The organism is Burkholderia sp. NRF60-BP8 (genome assembly GCF_001522585.2).
In the GTDB taxonomy this organism is placed as follows: domain Bacteria; phylum Pseudomonadota; class Gammaproteobacteria; order Burkholderiales; family Burkholderiaceae; genus Burkholderia.
The window spans coordinates 1,554,576-1,572,072 of sequence record NZ_CP013373.1; the positions used below are offsets into that span (position 1 = coordinate 1,554,576).

The 17,497-nt window shown below is 65.4% G+C and carries 16 protein-coding genes, 1 tRNA gene and 1 pseudogene; 12 read left to right on the top strand and 6 right to left on the bottom strand.

All coding sequences use genetic code 11. The annotated features are described in order from the left end of the window. Positions 1–5: 5 nt before the first annotated feature. Positions 6–419 (top strand): MerR family transcriptional regulator, encoded by a 414-nt coding sequence (locus WS54_RS20585; RefSeq protein ID WP_034207104.1) that lies wholly within the window; start codon positions 6–8, stop codon positions 417–419. A gap of 82 nt (positions 420–501) precedes the next feature. On the opposite strand, the gene WS54_RS20590 is transcribed toward WS54_RS20585, so the two are convergent. Beyond that, positions 502–2,712 carry a hypothetical protein gene (locus WS54_RS20590; protein ID WP_059785963.1) on the bottom strand — a complete coding sequence of 737 codons (2,211 nt, stop codon included), beginning with the start codon at positions 2,710–2,712 and terminating at the stop codon, positions 502–504. Between the two features lie 393 nt (positions 2,713–3,105). Here WS54_RS20590 and WS54_RS20600 point away from each other — a divergent pair, with 393 nt between their 5' ends. The 4 genes from WS54_RS20600 to WS54_RS20615 all read left to right on the top strand — a co-directional run bounded on the left by WS54_RS20600 (position 3,106) and on the right by WS54_RS20615 (position 6,209). Next, the gene (locus tag WS54_RS20600; RefSeq protein ID WP_059785432.1) at positions 3,106–3,819 is read left to right on the top strand and encodes a class I SAM-dependent methyltransferase; all 714 of its coding nucleotides are present in this window, start codon (positions 3,106–3,108) and stop codon (positions 3,817–3,819) included. 129 nt (positions 3,820–3,948) lie between these two features. Then, a tRNA-Pro gene (locus WS54_RS20605) sits at positions 3,949–4,025 on the top strand. Positions 4,026–4,165: 140 nt separating this feature from the next. After that, positions 4,166–5,374 carry an outer membrane protein assembly factor BamC gene (gene bamC, locus WS54_RS20610; RefSeq protein ID WP_059785435.1) on the top strand — a complete coding sequence of 403 codons (1,209 nt, stop codon included), beginning with the start codon at positions 4,166–4,168 and terminating at the stop codon, positions 5,372–5,374. A gap of 544 nt (positions 5,375–5,918) precedes the next feature. Continuing rightward, positions 5,919–6,209 carry a putative quinol monooxygenase gene (locus WS54_RS20615; RefSeq protein ID WP_034207107.1) on the top strand — a complete coding sequence of 97 codons (291 nt, stop codon included), beginning with the start codon at positions 5,919–5,921 and terminating at the stop codon, positions 6,207–6,209. Positions 6,210–6,255: 46 nt separating this feature from the next. Here WS54_RS20615 and WS54_RS20620 read toward each other — a convergent pair whose 3' ends face one another. The 3 genes from WS54_RS20620 to WS54_RS20630 form a co-directional block, all read right to left on the bottom strand. After that, positions 6,256–6,513, bottom strand: coding sequence for a hypothetical protein (locus tag WS54_RS20620; RefSeq protein ID WP_034207108.1), 258 nt, complete (start codon positions 6,511–6,513; stop codon positions 6,256–6,258). A gap of 136 nt (positions 6,514–6,649) precedes the next feature. Continuing rightward, positions 6,650–6,922 carry a hypothetical protein gene (locus WS54_RS20625; RefSeq protein ID WP_034207109.1) on the bottom strand — a complete coding sequence of 91 codons (273 nt, stop codon included), beginning with the start codon at positions 6,920–6,922 and terminating at the stop codon, positions 6,650–6,652. A gap of 208 nt (positions 6,923–7,130) precedes the next feature. After that, a complete protein-coding gene (locus WS54_RS20630; protein WP_059785439.1) occupies positions 7,131–7,847 on the bottom strand; it encodes a YdcF family protein in 717 nt (238 codons plus the stop codon). Between the two features lie 160 nt (positions 7,848–8,007). Between WS54_RS20630 and WS54_RS20635 the strand changes: the two genes are divergently transcribed. Beyond that, a complete protein-coding gene (locus WS54_RS20635) occupies positions 8,008–8,325 on the top strand; it encodes a hypothetical protein (protein ID WP_006495354.1) in 318 nt (105 codons plus the stop codon). A gap of 194 nt (positions 8,326–8,519) precedes the next feature. Here the strand turns inward: WS54_RS20635 and WS54_RS34295 are convergent, their stop codons facing one another. Both WS54_RS34295 and WS54_RS20645 read right to left on the bottom strand, forming a co-directional pair. Next, entirely contained in the window at positions 8,520–8,771 is a 252-nt protein-coding gene (locus WS54_RS34295; protein WP_082725183.1) for a hypothetical protein, read from the bottom strand. A 202-nt stretch (positions 8,772–8,973) separates the two neighbouring features. After that, positions 8,974–9,369, bottom strand: a pseudogene (locus WS54_RS20645) (transposase); the annotation flags it as partial. A gap of 431 nt (positions 9,370–9,800) precedes the next feature. Between WS54_RS20645 and WS54_RS20650 the strand changes: the two are divergent. From WS54_RS20650 to nusA, 6 genes are all read left to right on the top strand, one after another. Next, positions 9,801–10,703, top strand: coding sequence for a LysR family transcriptional regulator (locus tag WS54_RS20650; protein ID WP_059785442.1), 903 nt, complete (start codon positions 9,801–9,803; stop codon positions 10,701–10,703). Between the two features lie 66 nt (positions 10,704–10,769). Next, entirely contained in the window at positions 10,770–11,972 is a 1,203-nt protein-coding gene (locus WS54_RS20655; protein ID WP_059785446.1) for a pyridoxal phosphate-dependent aminotransferase, read from the top strand. Between the two features lie 272 nt (positions 11,973–12,244). Then, complete coding sequence (gene scpB / locus WS54_RS20660) at positions 12,245–13,270, top strand: SMC-Scp complex subunit ScpB (RefSeq protein WP_059785449.1); 1,026 nt, start codon at positions 12,245–12,247, stop codon at positions 13,268–13,270. A 60-nt stretch (positions 13,271–13,330) separates the two neighbouring features. After that, positions 13,331–15,082, top strand: a complete 1,752-nt coding sequence (rluB, locus tag WS54_RS20665) for a 23S rRNA pseudouridine(2605) synthase RluB (protein WP_059785451.1) — start codon at positions 13,331–13,333, stop codon at positions 15,080–15,082. Positions 15,083–15,537: 455 nt separating this feature from the next. Further along, positions 15,538–15,996 carry a ribosome maturation factor RimP gene (rimP, locus tag WS54_RS20670; RefSeq protein WP_011351796.1) on the top strand — a complete coding sequence of 153 codons (459 nt, stop codon included), beginning with the start codon at positions 15,538–15,540 and terminating at the stop codon, positions 15,994–15,996. Continuing rightward, on the top strand, positions 15,996–17,471 hold the full coding sequence (nusA, locus tag WS54_RS20675; RefSeq protein WP_034207114.1) for a transcription termination factor NusA: 1,476 nt from the start codon (positions 15,996–15,998) through the stop codon (positions 17,469–17,471). The genes rimP and nusA overlap by 1 nt, the downstream gene beginning before the upstream one ends. Positions 17,472–17,497: the final 26 nt, after the last annotated feature.

Here is a 17,497-nt window from a genome sequence, read left to right on the forward strand (position 1 = left end):
CGACGATGACCACCACGGTTGAGAAAGTCGTCTTGCCTCCGATTCCCGCGAAGCGCTACTTCACGATCGGCGAAGTCAGCGAACTGTGCGGGGTCAAACCACATGTGCTGCGTTACTGGGAACAGGAATTCACGCAGCTGCGGCCGGTGAAGCGGCGCGGCAATCGTCGGTATTACCAGCATCACGAAGTGCTGCTGATCCGGCGGATTCGTGAGTTGCTGTACGAACAGGGCTTCACGATCAACGGCGCGCGCAACCGGCTCGATTCGCCGGGCAGCGAGCGGGCCGCGGCGGAGCCGGTCGAACCCGATGCGCGGGCCGTCGATGCGCGCGGGGCGATCAAGCCGGGCGCAACCGTCGACGTCATCGCGTTGCGGCAGGCGTTGCTGGACGTGATCGATGGACTGAAACACGATTGAGCGCACGGCGCGCAAGATGCATTGAAAAGCCCGGTTGGCGACCTGCCACCGGGCTTTTTTTCATGCGTGTCCTGCACGCGGATCAGCGCGACGCGAGCGGATTCTTCCGCCCCATGTCGACGACCAGCGTGCCGTCCGGCAGCATCCGCACCGAGCCCTGCGCGACCTGGCTGCGATACCCGTACAGGTCGAACCGCATCGGGCCGGCCTCGGCCGAATTCCGGATCAGCGCGCGCACGTTCAGTTCGAGCACGTTGAACATCTTCATGTCGCCGCCTTCCATCCACATGTAGCTCGGCGCGTCGATCTGCGGCCGCTTCGGCGCGGGCGCACCCGCCGCGCGCCGGAACGTGAGCCGCAATCCGTCGCGCTCGACCGTTGCCTGGCCGAGCTTGCCGTTCAGCACGGGCGGCGGGAACACCGTGTACTGGTCGAGCACGAGCGTGTCGCCGCGCAGTTCCGCGCCGCGCCGCTGCAACGGCGTCAGCGACGCGAGCTCGATGCCGAGCGAGCGCAGCAGCGTCGCCTGCGGGATGCCGAGCACCGATACCTGCGACGGCTTGAATGCGAGGTGGCGGTCGTCGAGCACCGTCAGCGAGCCCTTCATGTCGGTCGGCAGCCAGACGCCCGGCACGTGATTCCACAGCTTGATGCCGCCCCGGACGCGCAGATTCTGGCCGTCCGCGCTCAACTGCAGATCGTTCAGCGAACGCGGCGAATAGTCGAGCAGGTAATTGTTGAAGAGCGCCGACATCGCCTTCCACGACTCGACGACCGTGCCGCCGAGAATGCGGATGTCGTACTGGTTGGGATCGTCGAGATCGACGGGTTCGCCCGGGCGCTTCGACACGAGCTCCACGTCGAGATCCTCGACATGAAAGCCGATATCGCCGGACAGGTTGAAGTCGACGTTGCGCAGGTGGATCGTCGGGTTGCGGTTCGACACGTGCCGTTCGTTGAACGGCGTCGTCGACGTGCGCCGCATCGCGACCTTCTGCATGCCGGGCTGCACCGCGTCCGCCGCGAGCGCGTACGCTTCCCAGTGTTGCCGCACGTCGCGCAGCGTATTCTGTTGCGCGGCGAGGAAGCTGTCGTTCAGGCGCGCCGCCGCGTTGCCGAGCAGTGCGCCGCTGGCCGGGCCCCTATACGACGGCATCCGGATCGCCATCGCGCCGCTTTCGTCGAAGTTGAAGTAGCCGGCCGACACCTGGTCTCGATAGTGATACAGGTCGAACACGAACGTCTGGTCGCGCCTCGACGCGTCGATCGGACCGATCAGGATATCCGCGTTCATCGGCATCGAGCGCATGAATTTCACGTCGCCGCCGCGGATGTACATCGCCTGCTGCGGTGCATTCGCGGGCATCGCGAAGCCGGCATGCGTGCCGTCGTCGAGCTTCAGGTCGAGGCCCGCCGGCGTCACGCGCACGGCGGTGATCGTGAGTTTCAGGCGCGGCGGCGGCATCAGCTTGTCGACCGCCATCACGAGATCGTCGCCGGCGAGTTGCGCGATCGGCGTCTGCACCTTCAGCAGGTCGGCCATTTTCACGTTGGCCGCGCGCATCACCGGCTGTGCGTTGATGCCCGACACGCGCACGCCGGTCGGGTGGAAGACGAGCTGGCTGCCGTCGCGGATCGCGAGCGTGCCGGTCAGCGAGAACGGTACCCAGCCGTCGCGCTGCATCTCGCCTTGCAGATGGATCACGCCGTCGCCGGCCGACACCGCGAGCTTGCGCAGCGGCGCGTTGCGATAGCCGAAGATATAGGTGTTGAAGAGGGCGGTCAGCTTCGCGTCGTCGAGCGTGACCGTGCCTTCGTGCACGTCGATCTCGAAGCTCGTCGGGTCGTCGAACACGATCGGCGCGCCGGCCTGCGTCGGTACGAGCGTGGCCGACAACTGATGGATGAAGAAGCCGAGGTTGTTGACGACGCGGAAATCGACGTCGCGCAGGAACGTCATCGCGCCGTTCTGGCCCGAGTCGCGCAGCGTGAACGGGCGCGGTTGCGTGAGGCTGATCGATGCGAGCGACGGCACGGTACGCGCGATCTGCTGCTCGTGCGCGAGCCGCTCGGCCTTGGTGCGCTCGATCTTCGTCGACGCGCCGGATGTATTGCTGTCGCGTTGCGCAGCCGATTCCGCGCAGCCGGTGCAAAGCAGCGCGAGCGCCAGCGCGCCGCAGCCGAACACGCGGGATGTCGTGCGCGACCCCGCGGCGGCCGTGCGTCGCCGGCCGGAAACCCAGTCGAAAATTGCCAAAGGCGAGCGATGGCCGCGCCGGACCGCATTCCGCATCGTCTGTCTCCATGTCTTGTCTTGATCGACGGCGGTGCGCGCCATTGCACGGCGCGAGCGTCGATGCCGTGCAGTGTGTCATAGCGCGCTAGAGCGGCGTCACCAAACAACGGGCGCCCGGGCGCGGCGCGCCGGCGCGCGGCCAGACAATGGATTCGCGGGGGATGGGCGGCTGGATCAAACGGTCGTTTGGTTTGTCCGGCGCGGCGGTCGGCGTCTGTCGAAGCGGCCCTGAAAACCCGCGACCGGCCTTGGCCGGCGCGGGTTTCACCCGATGCCCGAGCGGCGCGGCCCCGGGCATCGACGGATACGATCGACGCTGGCCGCGAGGTAAGATCGGCATCAATGGCAGGTTCGATATCACAAACACGGCAGCCATCACGGGGAAGCGCCATGGACCTGAAGGAAGTCGACGTACTCGGTGCGGGGGTGGGTGACCACTGGTACTACGCGTCGAAGGCGAGCGCAGTTCGCCGGTTCCTGGGCGCGTCGGGCGCGAACCGCATACTCGACGTCGGTGCGGGTTCCGGTTTTTTCTCGAAGCATCTGCTCGAGTGCACGCAGGCGACGGAGGCTTGGTGCGTCGATACGAGCTACGCCGACGACAGCGACGGCGAGGCGGCCGGCAAGCCCATCCATTTTCGGCGGTCCGTCGATCGATTCGATGCCGATCTCGTGTTGCTGATGGACGTGCTCGAACATGTCGACGACGATGTCGGTCTGCTGACGCAGTATGTGAAGGGGGCGCCTCCGGGCAGCCGGTTCCTGATCACGGTGCCGGCGTTCCAGTTCCTGTGGAGCGGCCACGACGATTTCCTCGAGCACAAGCGCAGGTATACGCTCGGCGGCCTCGAGGACGTGGCCCGGCGTGCGGGGCTCGACGTCGAGCACGGCGCATATTATTTCGGTCTCACGTTTCCGCTCGCGGCCGCGCTGCGGCTGGGCGAGCGCGCGCGCTCGCATCCGCGCGAGCCTGCGTCGCAATTGCGTCGTCATCATCCGTTGGTCAACGGCTTGCTCAAGACGATCTGCCGCATCGAGTTGCCGATGTTCCGCTTCAATCGCGTCGGCGGCCTGACGGTCATCTGCGTCGCGCGCAAGCCGTGACGCAAAGGGGGCCGGCGCCGCAGATTGCTTGCATCGGCGCCATCGCGCCAAAAAATTTCACGAGAACATTCACAAAATGCATGCGACCCGTTCTAAATCGAGGAACTGTCTGTTATAATTTTTTTCTTTCGGGGCGTAGCGCAGCCTGGTAGCGTACCTGCATGGGGTGCAGGTGGTCGGAGGTTCAAATCCTCTCGCCCCGACCAGACAAGAACCCGCGTCAGCTCAGGCTGACGCGGGTTTTTTCATGGCCGTCGCTTTTTTGCACATCGCGGCGTGGCCCCGGTAAAATGCAAGGTTGATCCACGGAAAGCGCCGTGATTTAGCGGAAGAGGATTCCCCGAACATGACTGATCTTCGTCTTACCATGCGGTTCGCTGCAGTGCTCGCCACCGGCGCGCTCGTCGCCGGTTGCGGTACGTCGTCGCCCACGAAAGTGGACTACAAGAGCGATTCGAAATCGAAGGAAGCGTCGCTCGCAGTGCCGCCCAACATGCTCGACGAGACGGCCGATCAGCGTTCGCTGCCGCCCCAGGGCGGCGCGACTTCCCTGTCCGCGCTCAAGCAGGTCCAGCAGGCCGCGCCCGCTCTGGACACCGTCGCGCCGGCCGTGGCTGGCATGCATATCCAGCGCGACGGCACCGAAAGCTGGCTCGTGATCGACGGCAAGCAGCCGGCCGCGATCTGGCCGCAGGTTCGCCGTTTCTGGCAGGAGCAGGGCTTCCTGCTCGTCGTCGACCAGCGCGACAAGGGCGTGATGGAAACCGACTGGAACGAAACCCATCCGCAGATCAACGACGGCCTGATCCGCAGCGTGATCTCGAAGGCGATGGGCAATTCGTACGTGACGGCCGAGCGCAACAAGTACCGTACGCGTCTCGATTCGGCGCCGAACGGCGGTACCTACGTGTTCATCAGCCAGAAGGGGATGCGCGAGGCGATCACCGGCGCGAACAACGATTCGAGCAAATGGGAACCGAAGCCGAACGATCCCGCGCTCGAGACGGAATACCTGAAGCGGCTGATGGCCGTGCTCGCGCAGAACGAGCAACGCGCGAAGAACGGCGAACCGCCGATCGCGAACATCAAGGACAACGCGGTACCGAGCGACAAGAAGGCCGATGCCGACGCGTCGTCGAAGGCTGCCGCGGCGATCGCTGCGCAGAACGTCTCGCGCACGTCGGCACAAGGCAACGACGCGGCCGAAGCGGCCGTGCCGTCCGAAGTCACGCTCGGCGAGCCGTACGACCGGTCGTGGCTGCACGTCGGTCTCGCGCTCGATCGCGCGAACTTCACCGTCGACGATCGCGATCGCTCGAAGGGCCTGTATTTCGTGCGCTACGTCGATCCGAAGGATCTGAGCTCGGCCGAGCAGGGTTTCTGGAGCCAGCTGTTCCACGGCAAGAAGGAAAAGCAGGCGAAGCAGTATCGCGTCAACGTGAAGGCGCTCACGGCCGATCAGACGCGCGTCGCGGTCGTCGACGATTCGGGCGCGATCGATACGTCGTCGCCGGCTCGTCAGATCATGGGGTTGCTCGTGAATCAGCTCCGCTGATCCCGGCGTTTCCCGCATCCTTGAAAAGCCCGCCATTCCGGCGGGCTTTTTTCATGGCCGCGCGCTGGCGCGCGGCGCGGCGAGTGGTTCGACCCCGCGTCGTGACGTTACGTAACATCCGAGCGTTACGACGACAAAACAAGTGTCACATTGTCGCTGATCTAAAAAATTGTCCTTATAAATCAACGGAATGTTGGGCGTTCGATGCCTGGCACGCAACCTGCTTTATAGGTGGGAATCGTTAGAACAGGGAGGATGGCGTCAGAGTCCGGGAGTGCGCCGCGAGCGCCCGAACAACGGTCTCGACGCCTTCACATGCCGACGCGACAAGCGCCGGCGCAACAGATGACGATCCGCGCCAGCGTGCGGATCTCGATGGCCCCGTCGCCTATCCTCGTAGGGCGACGGTTTCGCCCGCGCTTCTCTGAAGCGCGGGCTATTTTTTTGGTGCCGTCGTCATGCCGTCGTCATGCCGTCTCGGCGTAGCCGATGCGCGGTGCGAGATTCGCGTATTCTCGGACTTTTTCGGAAGGAGGGGGCGGGAATGGCGGAAATTGCAGTCGTGGCGCTGATCGTGGCGAAGCCTGGCGCCGAGGAAAAACTGCGCGCCGCGCTCGAGGGAATCGTCGAGCCGACCCGCAACGAAGCCGGCGCATTGCAGTACGACCTGCACCGGGATCTGAAGGAGCCCGCGCGGTTCGTATTCGTCGAGCGTTGGGAGAGCGAGGAGGCGCTGGCCGCTCATGCGCGTTCCGCGCATATTCTCGCTTATCGCGAAGCGGCCGCGGACTGGATCGAACGTTCCGAAATCCGCGTGCTGTCGAAGCTCGTCTGAGTCGAGCGGGGTGGAGCGACCGGACGTGTCCGGTCGCGGCCGCGCGTCAGTGCGACGCGCTGGGTACGTCGAGGATCAGGATGATCGTCCAGTCGGCGTCGCCGTCATGGTGATACTGGCGCTCGGCAACGATGAACGGTTCCTGTTTGCCTTGCGGGCCGAGGAACAGCACGTCGCCCTCCATCGGCAGGCACTCGATCGGCGGCAGCGCGAGAAACGCGTCGTCCGAGCCGCGGGGCATCAGTTGCTTGATCCGGCGAGTGGCGGCTTCGGTCCACTCGATGTCGAGTTGAATGTTACTCATGCTGTCCTCCGCACCGGGGTGCGCACGGGTGGAAAATTTCGGTGCGCGACTTTAGCACAGCGCGCGGGCGCCGCAACCAAAAAAGCCGAATCCGGTTGCCCGGATTCGGCTTGTCGCTGTTGCGGTGCCGCCGAACTTACTGGCTGGCAGCGTCTGCAGCCTTCGCCTTCTTGCCGGCCTTCTTCGCTGCCTTGTGATGCGCAGCCTTCTTGCCGTGGTGATGCTCTTCCTGCGCCGCCGGCTGAGCCGCTTCGGCCGCTTGCTGCTGTTGCAGCGCTTGTGCACGCTGCTCGATCTCGGCGATCTTGGCCGGATCGGTGATGGTCTGGATCTGCGTGCTCTCTTGCGCATACGCTGCGCCAGTCAGCGCCGACATCGCTACCAGGATAGCCAGGGACGTCTTCTTCATTGCTTTACCTCCGCTAAGTGGTGATGAACCCGAGTGTGCCGTTTTGTCTGGCGACTGCAATCGAGTGCGTGTCGAGTGTAACAAAAGTGACGGATCAATGTGCATCGGATCGGCGCACGACGCAAGGCCCCGTTGAAGTCGCGCAACACTTCGCGCACTTCGTCACGCATCTGCCATCCGGGGTGGTGCAGCGATTTTCGCAGTATCGTCAGAACCAGCCGAGCCAGCGATACACGTGGAATTGCGAGATTCCGACCAGCTCGTGCAGCGCCTGCTCGGCGTTCGCCACATTGCGCCAGCGCGGCAACCAGCCCGTCTGCGCGCGTCGGAGGTTCGCATAAACGGGCTGCGGATCGATGCCGAAACGGCGGAAATCGAGCAGCGCCCGGCGCATCTGGTACGACGACGTGACGAGAACGCGCGCGTCGTCATACTGTGAGCGTAGTATAGATGCAGTGAATTTCGCGTTTTCGTAGGTTGTGCGGCTGTTCGGTTCGAGCACGAGGTCGGACGGCGCCACGCCTTGTGCGACGAGCTGGCGCCCGTAGACGGCCGCCTCGGTGTCGCCGTGATGCTGCGGGTCGCCGCCCGACATCACCACGGTGCAGCGTTCGGCCTGCTGCCGGCACGTGCGATAGAGCGCCGCGACCTTGTGGATGCGCGCGACGCCGTCGGGCGGCGGCTGCAATCCCGCGTCGGTGCGGTGCGTGCCGGCGCCGATGAGGATCAGCGTGGTTCGCCCATGCATGTCGGGGTGTTCGACCGGCGTGACGCCGGCCTCGGACCAGGCGATGAGCGGCGCCGCGAGCCAGCCCGTCGCCAGTAGCCAGAACAGCACGGCGGCGGCGATGGCAATGGTTCGACGCTGCTTGCGGAAGAGCATGAAACCGATGAAGAGAAGTACAAATGAATCGAACAGAATCAATTTGATTGGGGTATGGTGTCTTTTTATGGACGGCTGACGATACGGCCCTGACGCGACGCCGAACAACGTCGGCCTCCAGAATCGGTGGCGGTTTCGGCGGGCGGAGACCCCGCCCGGCTCGCCGCTTCGCATTGTCGCTGCACTTTAAGAAAGAATCGAGATGGCCACGTATTCCAACGAAGCGGTGCTCGACGCATTGAGACGAGTGCAGTACCGCCAGGTACCGTGGGCACGCCGCCCGGGCGTGTTCGAGTATCTCCGTTCACTCGGCCTGATGGACACGGTCAGGCAGAAAACCGTTGCTCCCGCACCGGGCTTTCATGCACCGGTCGACATCGCCGTGCTGACCGACAGCGGCCGAGCCGAATTCTCGCGCCTCGAGCGCGACGAGAAATTACTTTCCTGGACCGATCGCCGCATGGACGACTACGCATTGAGCGAAGCGAGCGCCGTGGCGATTCTCGAAAGTCGCCTTTAGCGGTTCTCCATCCCGTCCCGTGCATCGCCGCACGGGACGGCGATGCAAAAAAAGCCCGTATCGCGAGGATACGGGCGTACCGGATACTTTTGCTGCTGCCACGCTGTGCTCATGGCAACGATGTGACTCGTCGCATGCGGCGCAGTTCCCGAATGCGGGCATTTTTCTTTGGCGAAATCTCGAAATCGGCAGGACTACGGATGACGCGGCACGCCCGGCGGCTGTGAGCCGATTCGGGCCCGCGCGTTGCTGGCGATGTCGCCGCGCAAGTCGCCGCGCGGTACGGTTTGCCGGCTGGACGGGTTCGCGGACGGCGGCTGTCGAAAGGTGTTCCTGTGATCCTGCTGGCGATGGGGTGGCTTCGCGCGATCGTCGGCGTGGACGGGAGTGCTCAGCGCCATGGAAACGACAATGCCGCATGCAACGAGCAGTGACATTGTTTTCATGGCGGGGCTCCCTTCAAGCCGTCCGTGCGGCCTGTTGATATGTCGCTAAGGTAAGCGTGGGAGTGCAGGCTTGCTGTAAATATTGGTAAATAGTTGTTTCGCGGCACGACAACGGTAATCGACGGCAAGGCATGCGTCGCGAAAAAGGACGCGTCGCAAAAAGAAGCCGGGCGGCCGAAGCCGCCCGGTCGAGCATTCGTTACGCCATCTTGACGGGTGCGCGCCAGGATTCCGGATTGGTCCAGAAGGCGCCGCGCAGCCGGTCGCGGCTCGGCGGGGCGGGCGGCTTCGCCGCGCTTGCGCCGATGCGTCCGCGCAGCGAGATCTGCCGGCCGCTCGTGCCGAGTCGCTTCACGATTTCGGCGAGCGTACCGTCCGCCTGCCATTCGTCGAAGCGGCGGCGGCAGGTCGGCGGGGACGGATAGCGACCCGGCAGTTTCGACCAGCCTTCGCCCGTCGACAGCACCCACAGCACGGCGTTGACCACCGAGCGGGCTTCCACGCGGGGACGGCCGCGCCGCTCACTCCGTGCGGGCTCCGAGCAAAACAGACCCTCGACCAGCGCCCATTCGTTATCTCTCAAATCGTCGAACAGCATCATGTCCTCACCTCAGCGAAGCTAACTCCGGTGCGCTGCCCTGCGCCGCGCACTCTTCAGGCACTCGATCGTCGAGTGCCGGGTGGGGGCGTCCGGTTGGCCGGCAGCGGCGTTTCTGCTCTTCCGTCCGACGAAACCTGCACCCTGTGCGCCAGGTGATGCACGAAGCGTGCCATGTCGGAGGTGAATCCCTCGAGAGCCGCTTGGCAGCGAGCTAACGGCTAAGTCAGCTAGGGGCGTATAAGACGCCAAAATAACCCGTGAGCAAATCGGGACAATCACCAATCTTGTGCAATTCGCCCATGTCGCGTGCGTTTGCGAATGTATTGCACCGCAGCGAAACATGGGCCGCGGGTGCCGGATTCGTTCGCCGAAGCCGGTTTCGCACATTAGAATCCCGCATCGATATCGACGATTGATGAGGTCGGGACATGAACGTTACGCTGCGCCAGCTTCGCGTATTCATCGAAGTCGCGCGGCTCAAGAGCTTCAGCCGGGCGGGTGACGAGATCGGGCTCACGCAGTCCGCCGTCAGCCGTTGCGTGCGCGAGCTCGAGGCCGAACTCGGGCTGAAGCTGATCGACCGCACGACGCGCGACGTGCAATTGACCGACGTCGGCGCGAACCTGATCGCGAGCGTGTCCCGCTTGCTCGACGACCTCGACGACACGCTGCGCGAGATTCGCGAGATCGGCGAACAGCGCCGCGGGCGCGTGATCGTCGCGGCAAGCCCGACGATCGCATGCAGGCTGATGCCGCGCGTGGTGGCGTCGTGCGAACGCCAGTTCCCGTTCGTCACGCTCGGCCTGCGCGACGACGTGCAGAGCGACGTGCTGCGCAAGGTGAAATCGAGCGAAGTCGACTTCGGCGTCGTGATCGGGCCGCTGACCGTCGCCGATCTCGTCTGCGAGCCGCTGATGACCGATTCGTTCTGCCTTGTCGCGCGCGCCGATCATCCGCTCGCGGCGCGGGCCGAGGTGCCGTGGACGGCGCTGGACGGCGAGCGCCTCGTGTTGCTCGACCATGCGTCGGGCAGCCGGCCGCTGATCGATGCGGCGCTGGCCACGCATCGCGTCAACGCGATGGTCATGCAGGAACTCGGTCATTCGGCGACCGTGTTCGGGCTGGTCGAGGCCGGTGTCGGCGTGAGCGTGCAGCCGTGGCTGTCGCTGCCGCTGCCGGCCGGCTCGACGCTCGTCGCACGGCCGCTCACGCCGCGCACCGAACGCACCGTCGAACTGGTGCGCCGCCGCGACCGATCGTTGTCGCCCGCCGCGCAAGCGATCTGGGAGCTCGTGCGGCAGATGCCGGCGAGGGCCGAGGATCTCGACTGACGTTGCGCCTGTCCGGCTTGCCGGCCGGTACACTACGCGGATCGTGTTCCTGGGCGGTGGTTCTCGATGACGCATTCCGCAGGTTTTTTCCCGGCGAACGATGAGCCGGCGGCGCGCGCCACGGTGCACGCGCTGCGTCCGTCGCTGATCCGCGAGGTTGCAAACGCCGGCTTCGGCGTGCCGGACATGCTGCCGTTCTGGTTCGGCGAATCCGACCGCGTGACGCCGGACTTCATCCGCGACGCCGCGGCGGCGGCGCTGCGCGACGGTGCGACCTTCTACACGCACAATCTCGGCACGGCGCCGCTGCGCGACGCGATCGCGGCCTATGTCGGCGCGCGTCACGGTGCGACGGCGGCCGATACGGTGGCCGTGACGAGCTCCGGCGTGAGTGCGCTGATGCTGGCTGCCCAGCTGCTGGTCGGGCCGGGCGAGCGTGTCGTCGCGGTCACGCCGCTGTGGCCGAATCTCGTCGAGATTCCGAAGATCCTCGGCGCACAGGTCGAGTGCGTGCCGCTCGACTACGGCGATGCGGGATGGCAGCTCGATGTCGGACGGTTGCTCGCGGCGCTGACGCCCGATACGCGGATGCTGCTGATCAATTCGCCGAACAACCCGACCGGCTGGACGATGTCGCGCGACGATCAGCGGGCCGTGCTCGCCCATTGCCGTCGCTACGGCATCTGGTTGGTCGCCGACGAGGTGTACGAGCGGCTTGCATTCGACGAGGGCGGCGCGCCGTCGTTCCTCGATATCGCGTCTCGCGACGAGCGTGTCGTGGTCGTCAATTCATTCTCGAAGGCGTGGGCGATGACGGGCTGGCGGCTCGGGTGGCTGATTGCGCCGGCATCGGTGATGGCCGACCTGTCGAAGCTCGTCGAATACAACATGTCGTGTGCGCCAGGCTTCGTTCAAGCTGCGGCCGAGGTCGCGTTGCGCGACGGCGAGCCGTTCGTGCAATCGTTCGTGTCGGCGCTGCGCGACGCGCGCGATCACCTGGTCGCCGCGCTGCGCACGCTGCCGGGCGTCGACGTGCCGCCTCCGCCGGGCGCGATGTACCTGTTCCTGAGACTGCCGGGGGCGGCCGACAGCCTGGCGTTCTGCAAGACGCTGGTGCGCGACGCGGGGCTCGGCCTTGCGCCCGGTCGGGCGTTCGGCCCGGAGGGGGAAGGGTTCGTGCGCTGGTGCTATGCGTGCGATCCGGCGCGGCTCGATGCGGGCGTCGAGCGGCTACGCCGGTTCCTTGCGCATGGCGCGGGCTCTCGCTGAAGCGGGGACGGAGCGGGCGCCCGTGCCGTGCGGCGGCCTGTTCTGCTCATCTTTACGCACCGGGCAATTTTGCGTAATATGGCGTTCAGTCACGCGGTTCCGTCGTTGAGCCGTGCTGTTCCGTCCGGTTTGGGCCTGGCCTGAAGTTGGTTCGCCGCCCCCGGTTCGTGCTCCCATCAATATGACCGATCAGAATCGGGCGAGCGCGTCTTCCGTTCCTTTCGTCTGTTTGTTGATCCGGTTCGTTTGACCACAGGGTCTGGCCTAGCTGCATGAATACCCAAGAGGCGAAGATCGTCCTCGAGACTGCTTTGATCTGTGCGCAGGAACCGCTGAAGCTCGGCGATTTGCGCAAGCTCTTTGCCGACGGCGTGTCGGCTGACACGGTCCGCACGTTGCTCGAAGATCTGAAACAGGATTGGTCCGGTCGCGGTGTCGAACTGGTGGCGCTGGCGACCGGATGGCGCTTTCAGAGCAAGCCGGCGATGCGTCATTATCTGGATCGCCTGCACCCCGAGAAGCCGCCGAAATATTCGCGCGCGGTGCTCGAAACGCTCGCGATCATTGCGTACCGACAGCCCGTCACGCGCGGCGACATCGAAGAGATTCGCGGCGTCACGGTCAATACGCAGGTGGTCAAGCAACTCGAGGATCGCGGCTGGATCGAGGTGATCGGTCATCGCGACGTGCCGGGGCGTCCGGCGCTGTATGCGACGACCAAGCAGTTTCTCGACGATCTCGGTCTGAAGGCGCTCGACGACCTGCCGGCGCTCGAAGAGCCGGCCGCGAACATTGAGGCCGCGCTGCTCGCGCAGCAGGCGATGGATTTCGATGGCGACATGCCGGTGGCCAGCGACGCGGCGGCCGACGTGCCGCAGGTGCTCGCGGATGAAGCGCCCGACGGCCGGTCGACCGAGGGGCCGGCCGACGTCGCGTCGACGCACGAAATTCCGAGTCGCGATACGCTCGACGCTGATCGCCGGCAAACGGAACATACTGAACAGGTCGGCGCCGAAGCAGTGCCGACCGGTGTGCAGCCCGAGCCGCAGCGTGCGGATTGGAGCGAGGAAGATCGCAAGCCGGCCGCCGAAGCGGCTGCCGGAGACGGAGCGGAAGCGGCCGGCGACATGCCCGGCGAGGCCGATCGGGCCGACGCCTCCCGTTCCGGTCCCGCGGACGACGAGACGCTGGACGACACGTCCGACAGTCTCGCGGATGCCGTACGAAGCGCCAGTGCGCCCATCGGCGCCGACGCGCTGCCGGACGACGAAGCAGAACCCAAACAGCGTCGCGCCTGATCGCGGCCAACTTCTTGCCGCGCCCGCGCCGGGCGCGAGACCTGACATTTTGAGGTTGTTTTGACAGATATCCACGATATTGAATCGTCCGCGCCTGCCGTGCAGGCGGCGCGTGCCGACGATGCGCCGGAGCAGGATGCTTCGGCCGCGGGTGGCGACGAGCGTCCCCGCCGCGGTCTGCGGCGCGGCCCGCGCAGCCTGATCGCGCGGCGTCGCGCGGCGGCCAAGTCGAAGGGCGCCGAAGGCGAGCAGCAGGGTGCCGAGGGCGCGGATGCGCAACCGGTCGACGCTGCCGACGCGCAGCCTGCGCGTGCGCCGCGCAAGGAAGGCGCGGCCAAGGGCGGTCGCAAGCCGACCGGCAAGCGCGAAGGCGCGGCCAAGGGTGGTCAGGGCGGCCAGGGCCGTCGCGGTGCATCGAAGGCCGAAGGCGGCGCGGCGAAAGCCGTGGAAGGCGATGCATCCGAGGATGAACTGTTCGCGTACGTGACGTCGCCCGCCTTCGACGCGGACAACTCCGCGGGCGGTAGCGGCGTGCGTGCGCCGATGCTGCGCCGCGGCCGCAACCAGTCGGCGAACAAGCGTGTGCTGTCGCCGGACGACGATGCGCCGAAGCTCCATAAGGTGCTGGCGGAAGCGGGCATGGGTTCGCGCCGGGAAATGGAAGAACTGATCGTCGCCGGCCGCGTGTCGGTGAACGGCGAGCCTGCGCACATCGGCCAGCGGATCATGCCGACCGACCAGGTGCGGATCAACGGCAAGCCGGTCAAGCGCAAGCTGCCGAACAAGCCGCCGCGCGTGCTGCTGTATCACAAGCCGACCGGCGAAATCGTCAGCCATGCGGATCCGGAAGGCCGTCCGTCGGTGTTCGACCGCCTGCCGCCGATGAAGACGGCGAAATGGCTTGCGGTGGGCCGTCTCGACTTCAATACCGAAGGTCTGCTGATGCTGACGACCTCCGGCGACCTCGCGAACCGCTTCATGCATCCGCGTTACAGCGTCGAGCGCGAGTACGCGGTGCGCGTCGTCGGCGAGCTGTCCGAAGGCATGCGGCAGAAGCTGCTGCACGGCGTCGAGCTCGACGACGGTCCGGCGAATTTCCTGCGCATCCGCGATGGCGGCGGCGAAGGCACGAACCACTGGTATCACGTCGCGCTGGCCGAAGGCCGCAACCGCGAAGTGCGCCGGATGTTCGAGGCGGTCGGCCTGATGGTGAGCCGGCTGATCCGTACGCGTCACGGCCCGATTCCGCTGCCGCGCGGCCTGAAGCGTGGTCGTTGGGAAGAGCTCGACGACGCGCAGGTGCGCAAGCTGATGGCGACCGTCGGCCTGAAGGCGCCGTCCGAGGAGAAGGGCAAGCGCGGCGGCGCCGGTCCGACCGAGCGTCGCCAGCCCGATCCGATGCAGACGTCGATGGGCTTCATCGGCCGCGAGCCGGTGCTGACGACGCACGGGCAACTCGACCAGCCGCGTCGCGGCGGTGGCCGACGCGGCGGGCCGGGCCTGCCGGGCTTGAGCGGCTACGGTAGCCTGCCGGTTGCGCCGTCGGGCTACGGCAACCGCATGGGCGGCGGTCGTGATGGCAATCGCATGGGTGGCGGCCGCGACGGCAACCGCGCCGGCGGTGGTCGCGACGTCGACGGCAATCGCGCGTCGTATGGCGCGGGCCCCAAGCGCGATGGCGCGGGCGGCAAGCGCGGCGGCAGCAAGGGCGGCGGCAACCGCAATCCGAACGGCAATCGCGCCGACGGCGGCAACGGCGGCGGCCCGCGCGGCGGTCAGCGTCCGCAGCGCAGTCGTACGCGTAGCCGCTAAGCGTCTATTGACTGGATTGGCGTGCGGCGCGCGAGGCTGCCGGCTCGCCGGTCCGACCGGCGTTCGGCCGGTTTTGTCGACGCGACGCATTGCATTGATGGATTTCGGCTGCATTTATGATGTCGCGTACCGCGACAACGGCGATCACCGGTTCGGTAGTGGGTGTCGGTCGATCGGGCAGCCCGATTTCGCATTTTCGGTTCGTAAAGGCGGCCGACGCGCTGCTTTTACCGGCTGGCTTGGCGTTTGCGCCAAAAATCGCTATAATCGCGGAGTCGCTGGGCGTACGGATTCAATGTGCGGCTCAGGTGCGACCACCAGTAAGAAGATGGGCGTTCCGCCCATTTTTTTTTGCTGAAACGGTTAGGCATCTCGGGTAGCGCTTCCTGCGCCGGCTAAGGCGCGCGCCCGCGGGTGAATCGCGAGCGGCGGGCGCGAACACCTGAGAGGACACTGTGCAACTGACGGAACTGATAGAAACCACGGTCACCGGGCTCGGCTACGAGTTGGTGGATCTCGAGCGCACCGGGCGCGGCATGCTTTGCATCTATATCGATCAGCCTGCCGGCATCTCGCTCGAAGATTGCGAAAAGGTCACGCGTCAGCTCCAGCACGTCTTGACGGTCGAAAACATCGATTACGAACGGCTCGAAGTCTCGTCCCCGGGGCTCGACCGCCCGTTGAAGAAGCTGGCCGACTTCGAGCGCTTCGCCGGCAGCGAAGTTTCCGTGACCTTGAAAAAGCCGCTGGACGGGCGCAAGACGTACCGGGGCATTCTGCACGCGCCGAATGGCGAAACGATCGGTTTGGAATTTGAGGGGAAGAAGGGCGAGGCAGCCATGCTGGATTTCACGCTGGCCGATATCGACAAAGCCCGCCTGATTCCGCAAGTTGACTTTAGGAGCCGCAAATAATGAGTCGCGAAGTGTTGATGCTGGTGGATGCGCTGGCGCGCGAGAAAAACGTCGACAAGGATGTGGTGCTGGGCGCCCTCGAGGCCGCGCTCGCGTCCGCTTCCAAGAAGCTGTTCGACGAAGGCGCTGAAATCCGCGTCCATATCGATCGCGAAAGCGGCGAGCACGAAACCTTCCGTCGCTGGCTCGTCGTGCCCGACGAGGCAGGCTTGCAGGAGCCGGATCGCGAGATCCTGCTGTTCGAGGCTCGTGAGCAGAAGCCCGACGTCGAAGTCGGCGAGTATGTCGAGGAACCCGTTCCGTCGATCGAGTTCGGTCGCATCGGCGCGCAGGCCGCGAAGCAGGTGATCCTGCAGAAGGTACGCGACGCGGAGCGCGAGCAGATCCTGAACGACTACCTCGAGCGTGGCGAAAAGATCATGACGGGTACGGTGAAACGCCTCGACAAGGGCAACTTCATCGTCGAATCGGGCCGCGTCGAGGCGCTGCTGCGCCGCGATCAACTGATCCCGAAGGAAAACCTGCGCGTGGGCGACCGCGTGCGCGCCTACATCGCGAAGGTCGACCGCACCGCGCGCGGCCCGCAGATCGAGCTGTCGCGCACGGCGCCCGAATTCCTGATGAAGCTGTTCGAGATGGAAGTGCCGGAAATCGAGCAGGGCCTGCTCGAGATCAAGGCGGCTGCCCGCGACCCGGGCGTGCGCGCGAAGATCGGCGTCATCGCATACGACAAGCGGATCGATCCGATCGGCACCTGCGTCGGCATCCGCGGCTCGCGCGTGCAGGCCGTGCGCAACGAGCTCGGTGGCGAAAACATCGACATCGTGCTATGGTCGGAAGATCCCGCCCAGTTCGTGATCGGCGCGCTCGCGCCGGCAGCCGTCCAGTCGATCGTCGTCGATGAAGAAAAGCATTCGATGGACGTCGTCGTCGACGAAAACGAACTGGCTGTCGCGATCGGCCGCAGCGGTCAGAACGTTCGCCTTGCCGGCGAGCTGACCGGCTGGCAGATCAACATCATGACGCCGGACGAATCCGCGCTGAAGCAGGGCGAAGAGCGCGACCGGCTGCGTGCACTGTTCATGGCGCGTCTCGACGTCGACGAGGAAGTTGCCGACATCCTGATCGACGAAGGCTTCACGAGCCTCGAAGAGATCGCATACGTGCCGCTCAACGAAATGCTCGAAATCGAAGCGTTCGACGAGGACACCGTGCACGAACTGCGCAACCGCGCACGCGACGCGCTGTTGACGATGGCCATCGCGAACGAAGAAAAGGTCGAGAACGCAGCGCTGGATCTCAAGAGTCTCGACGGCGTCACGCCGGAGCTGCTCGCGAAGCTGGCCGAACACGGCGTGCAGACGCGCGACGATCTCGCCGAGCTGGCTGTAGATGAACTGGTCGACATGACCGGGATGGAAGAGGATGCCGCTAAGGCGTTGATCATGAAAGCACGTGAACATTGGTTCCAGTGAGAAATGACCATGGCGCACTGATTTGA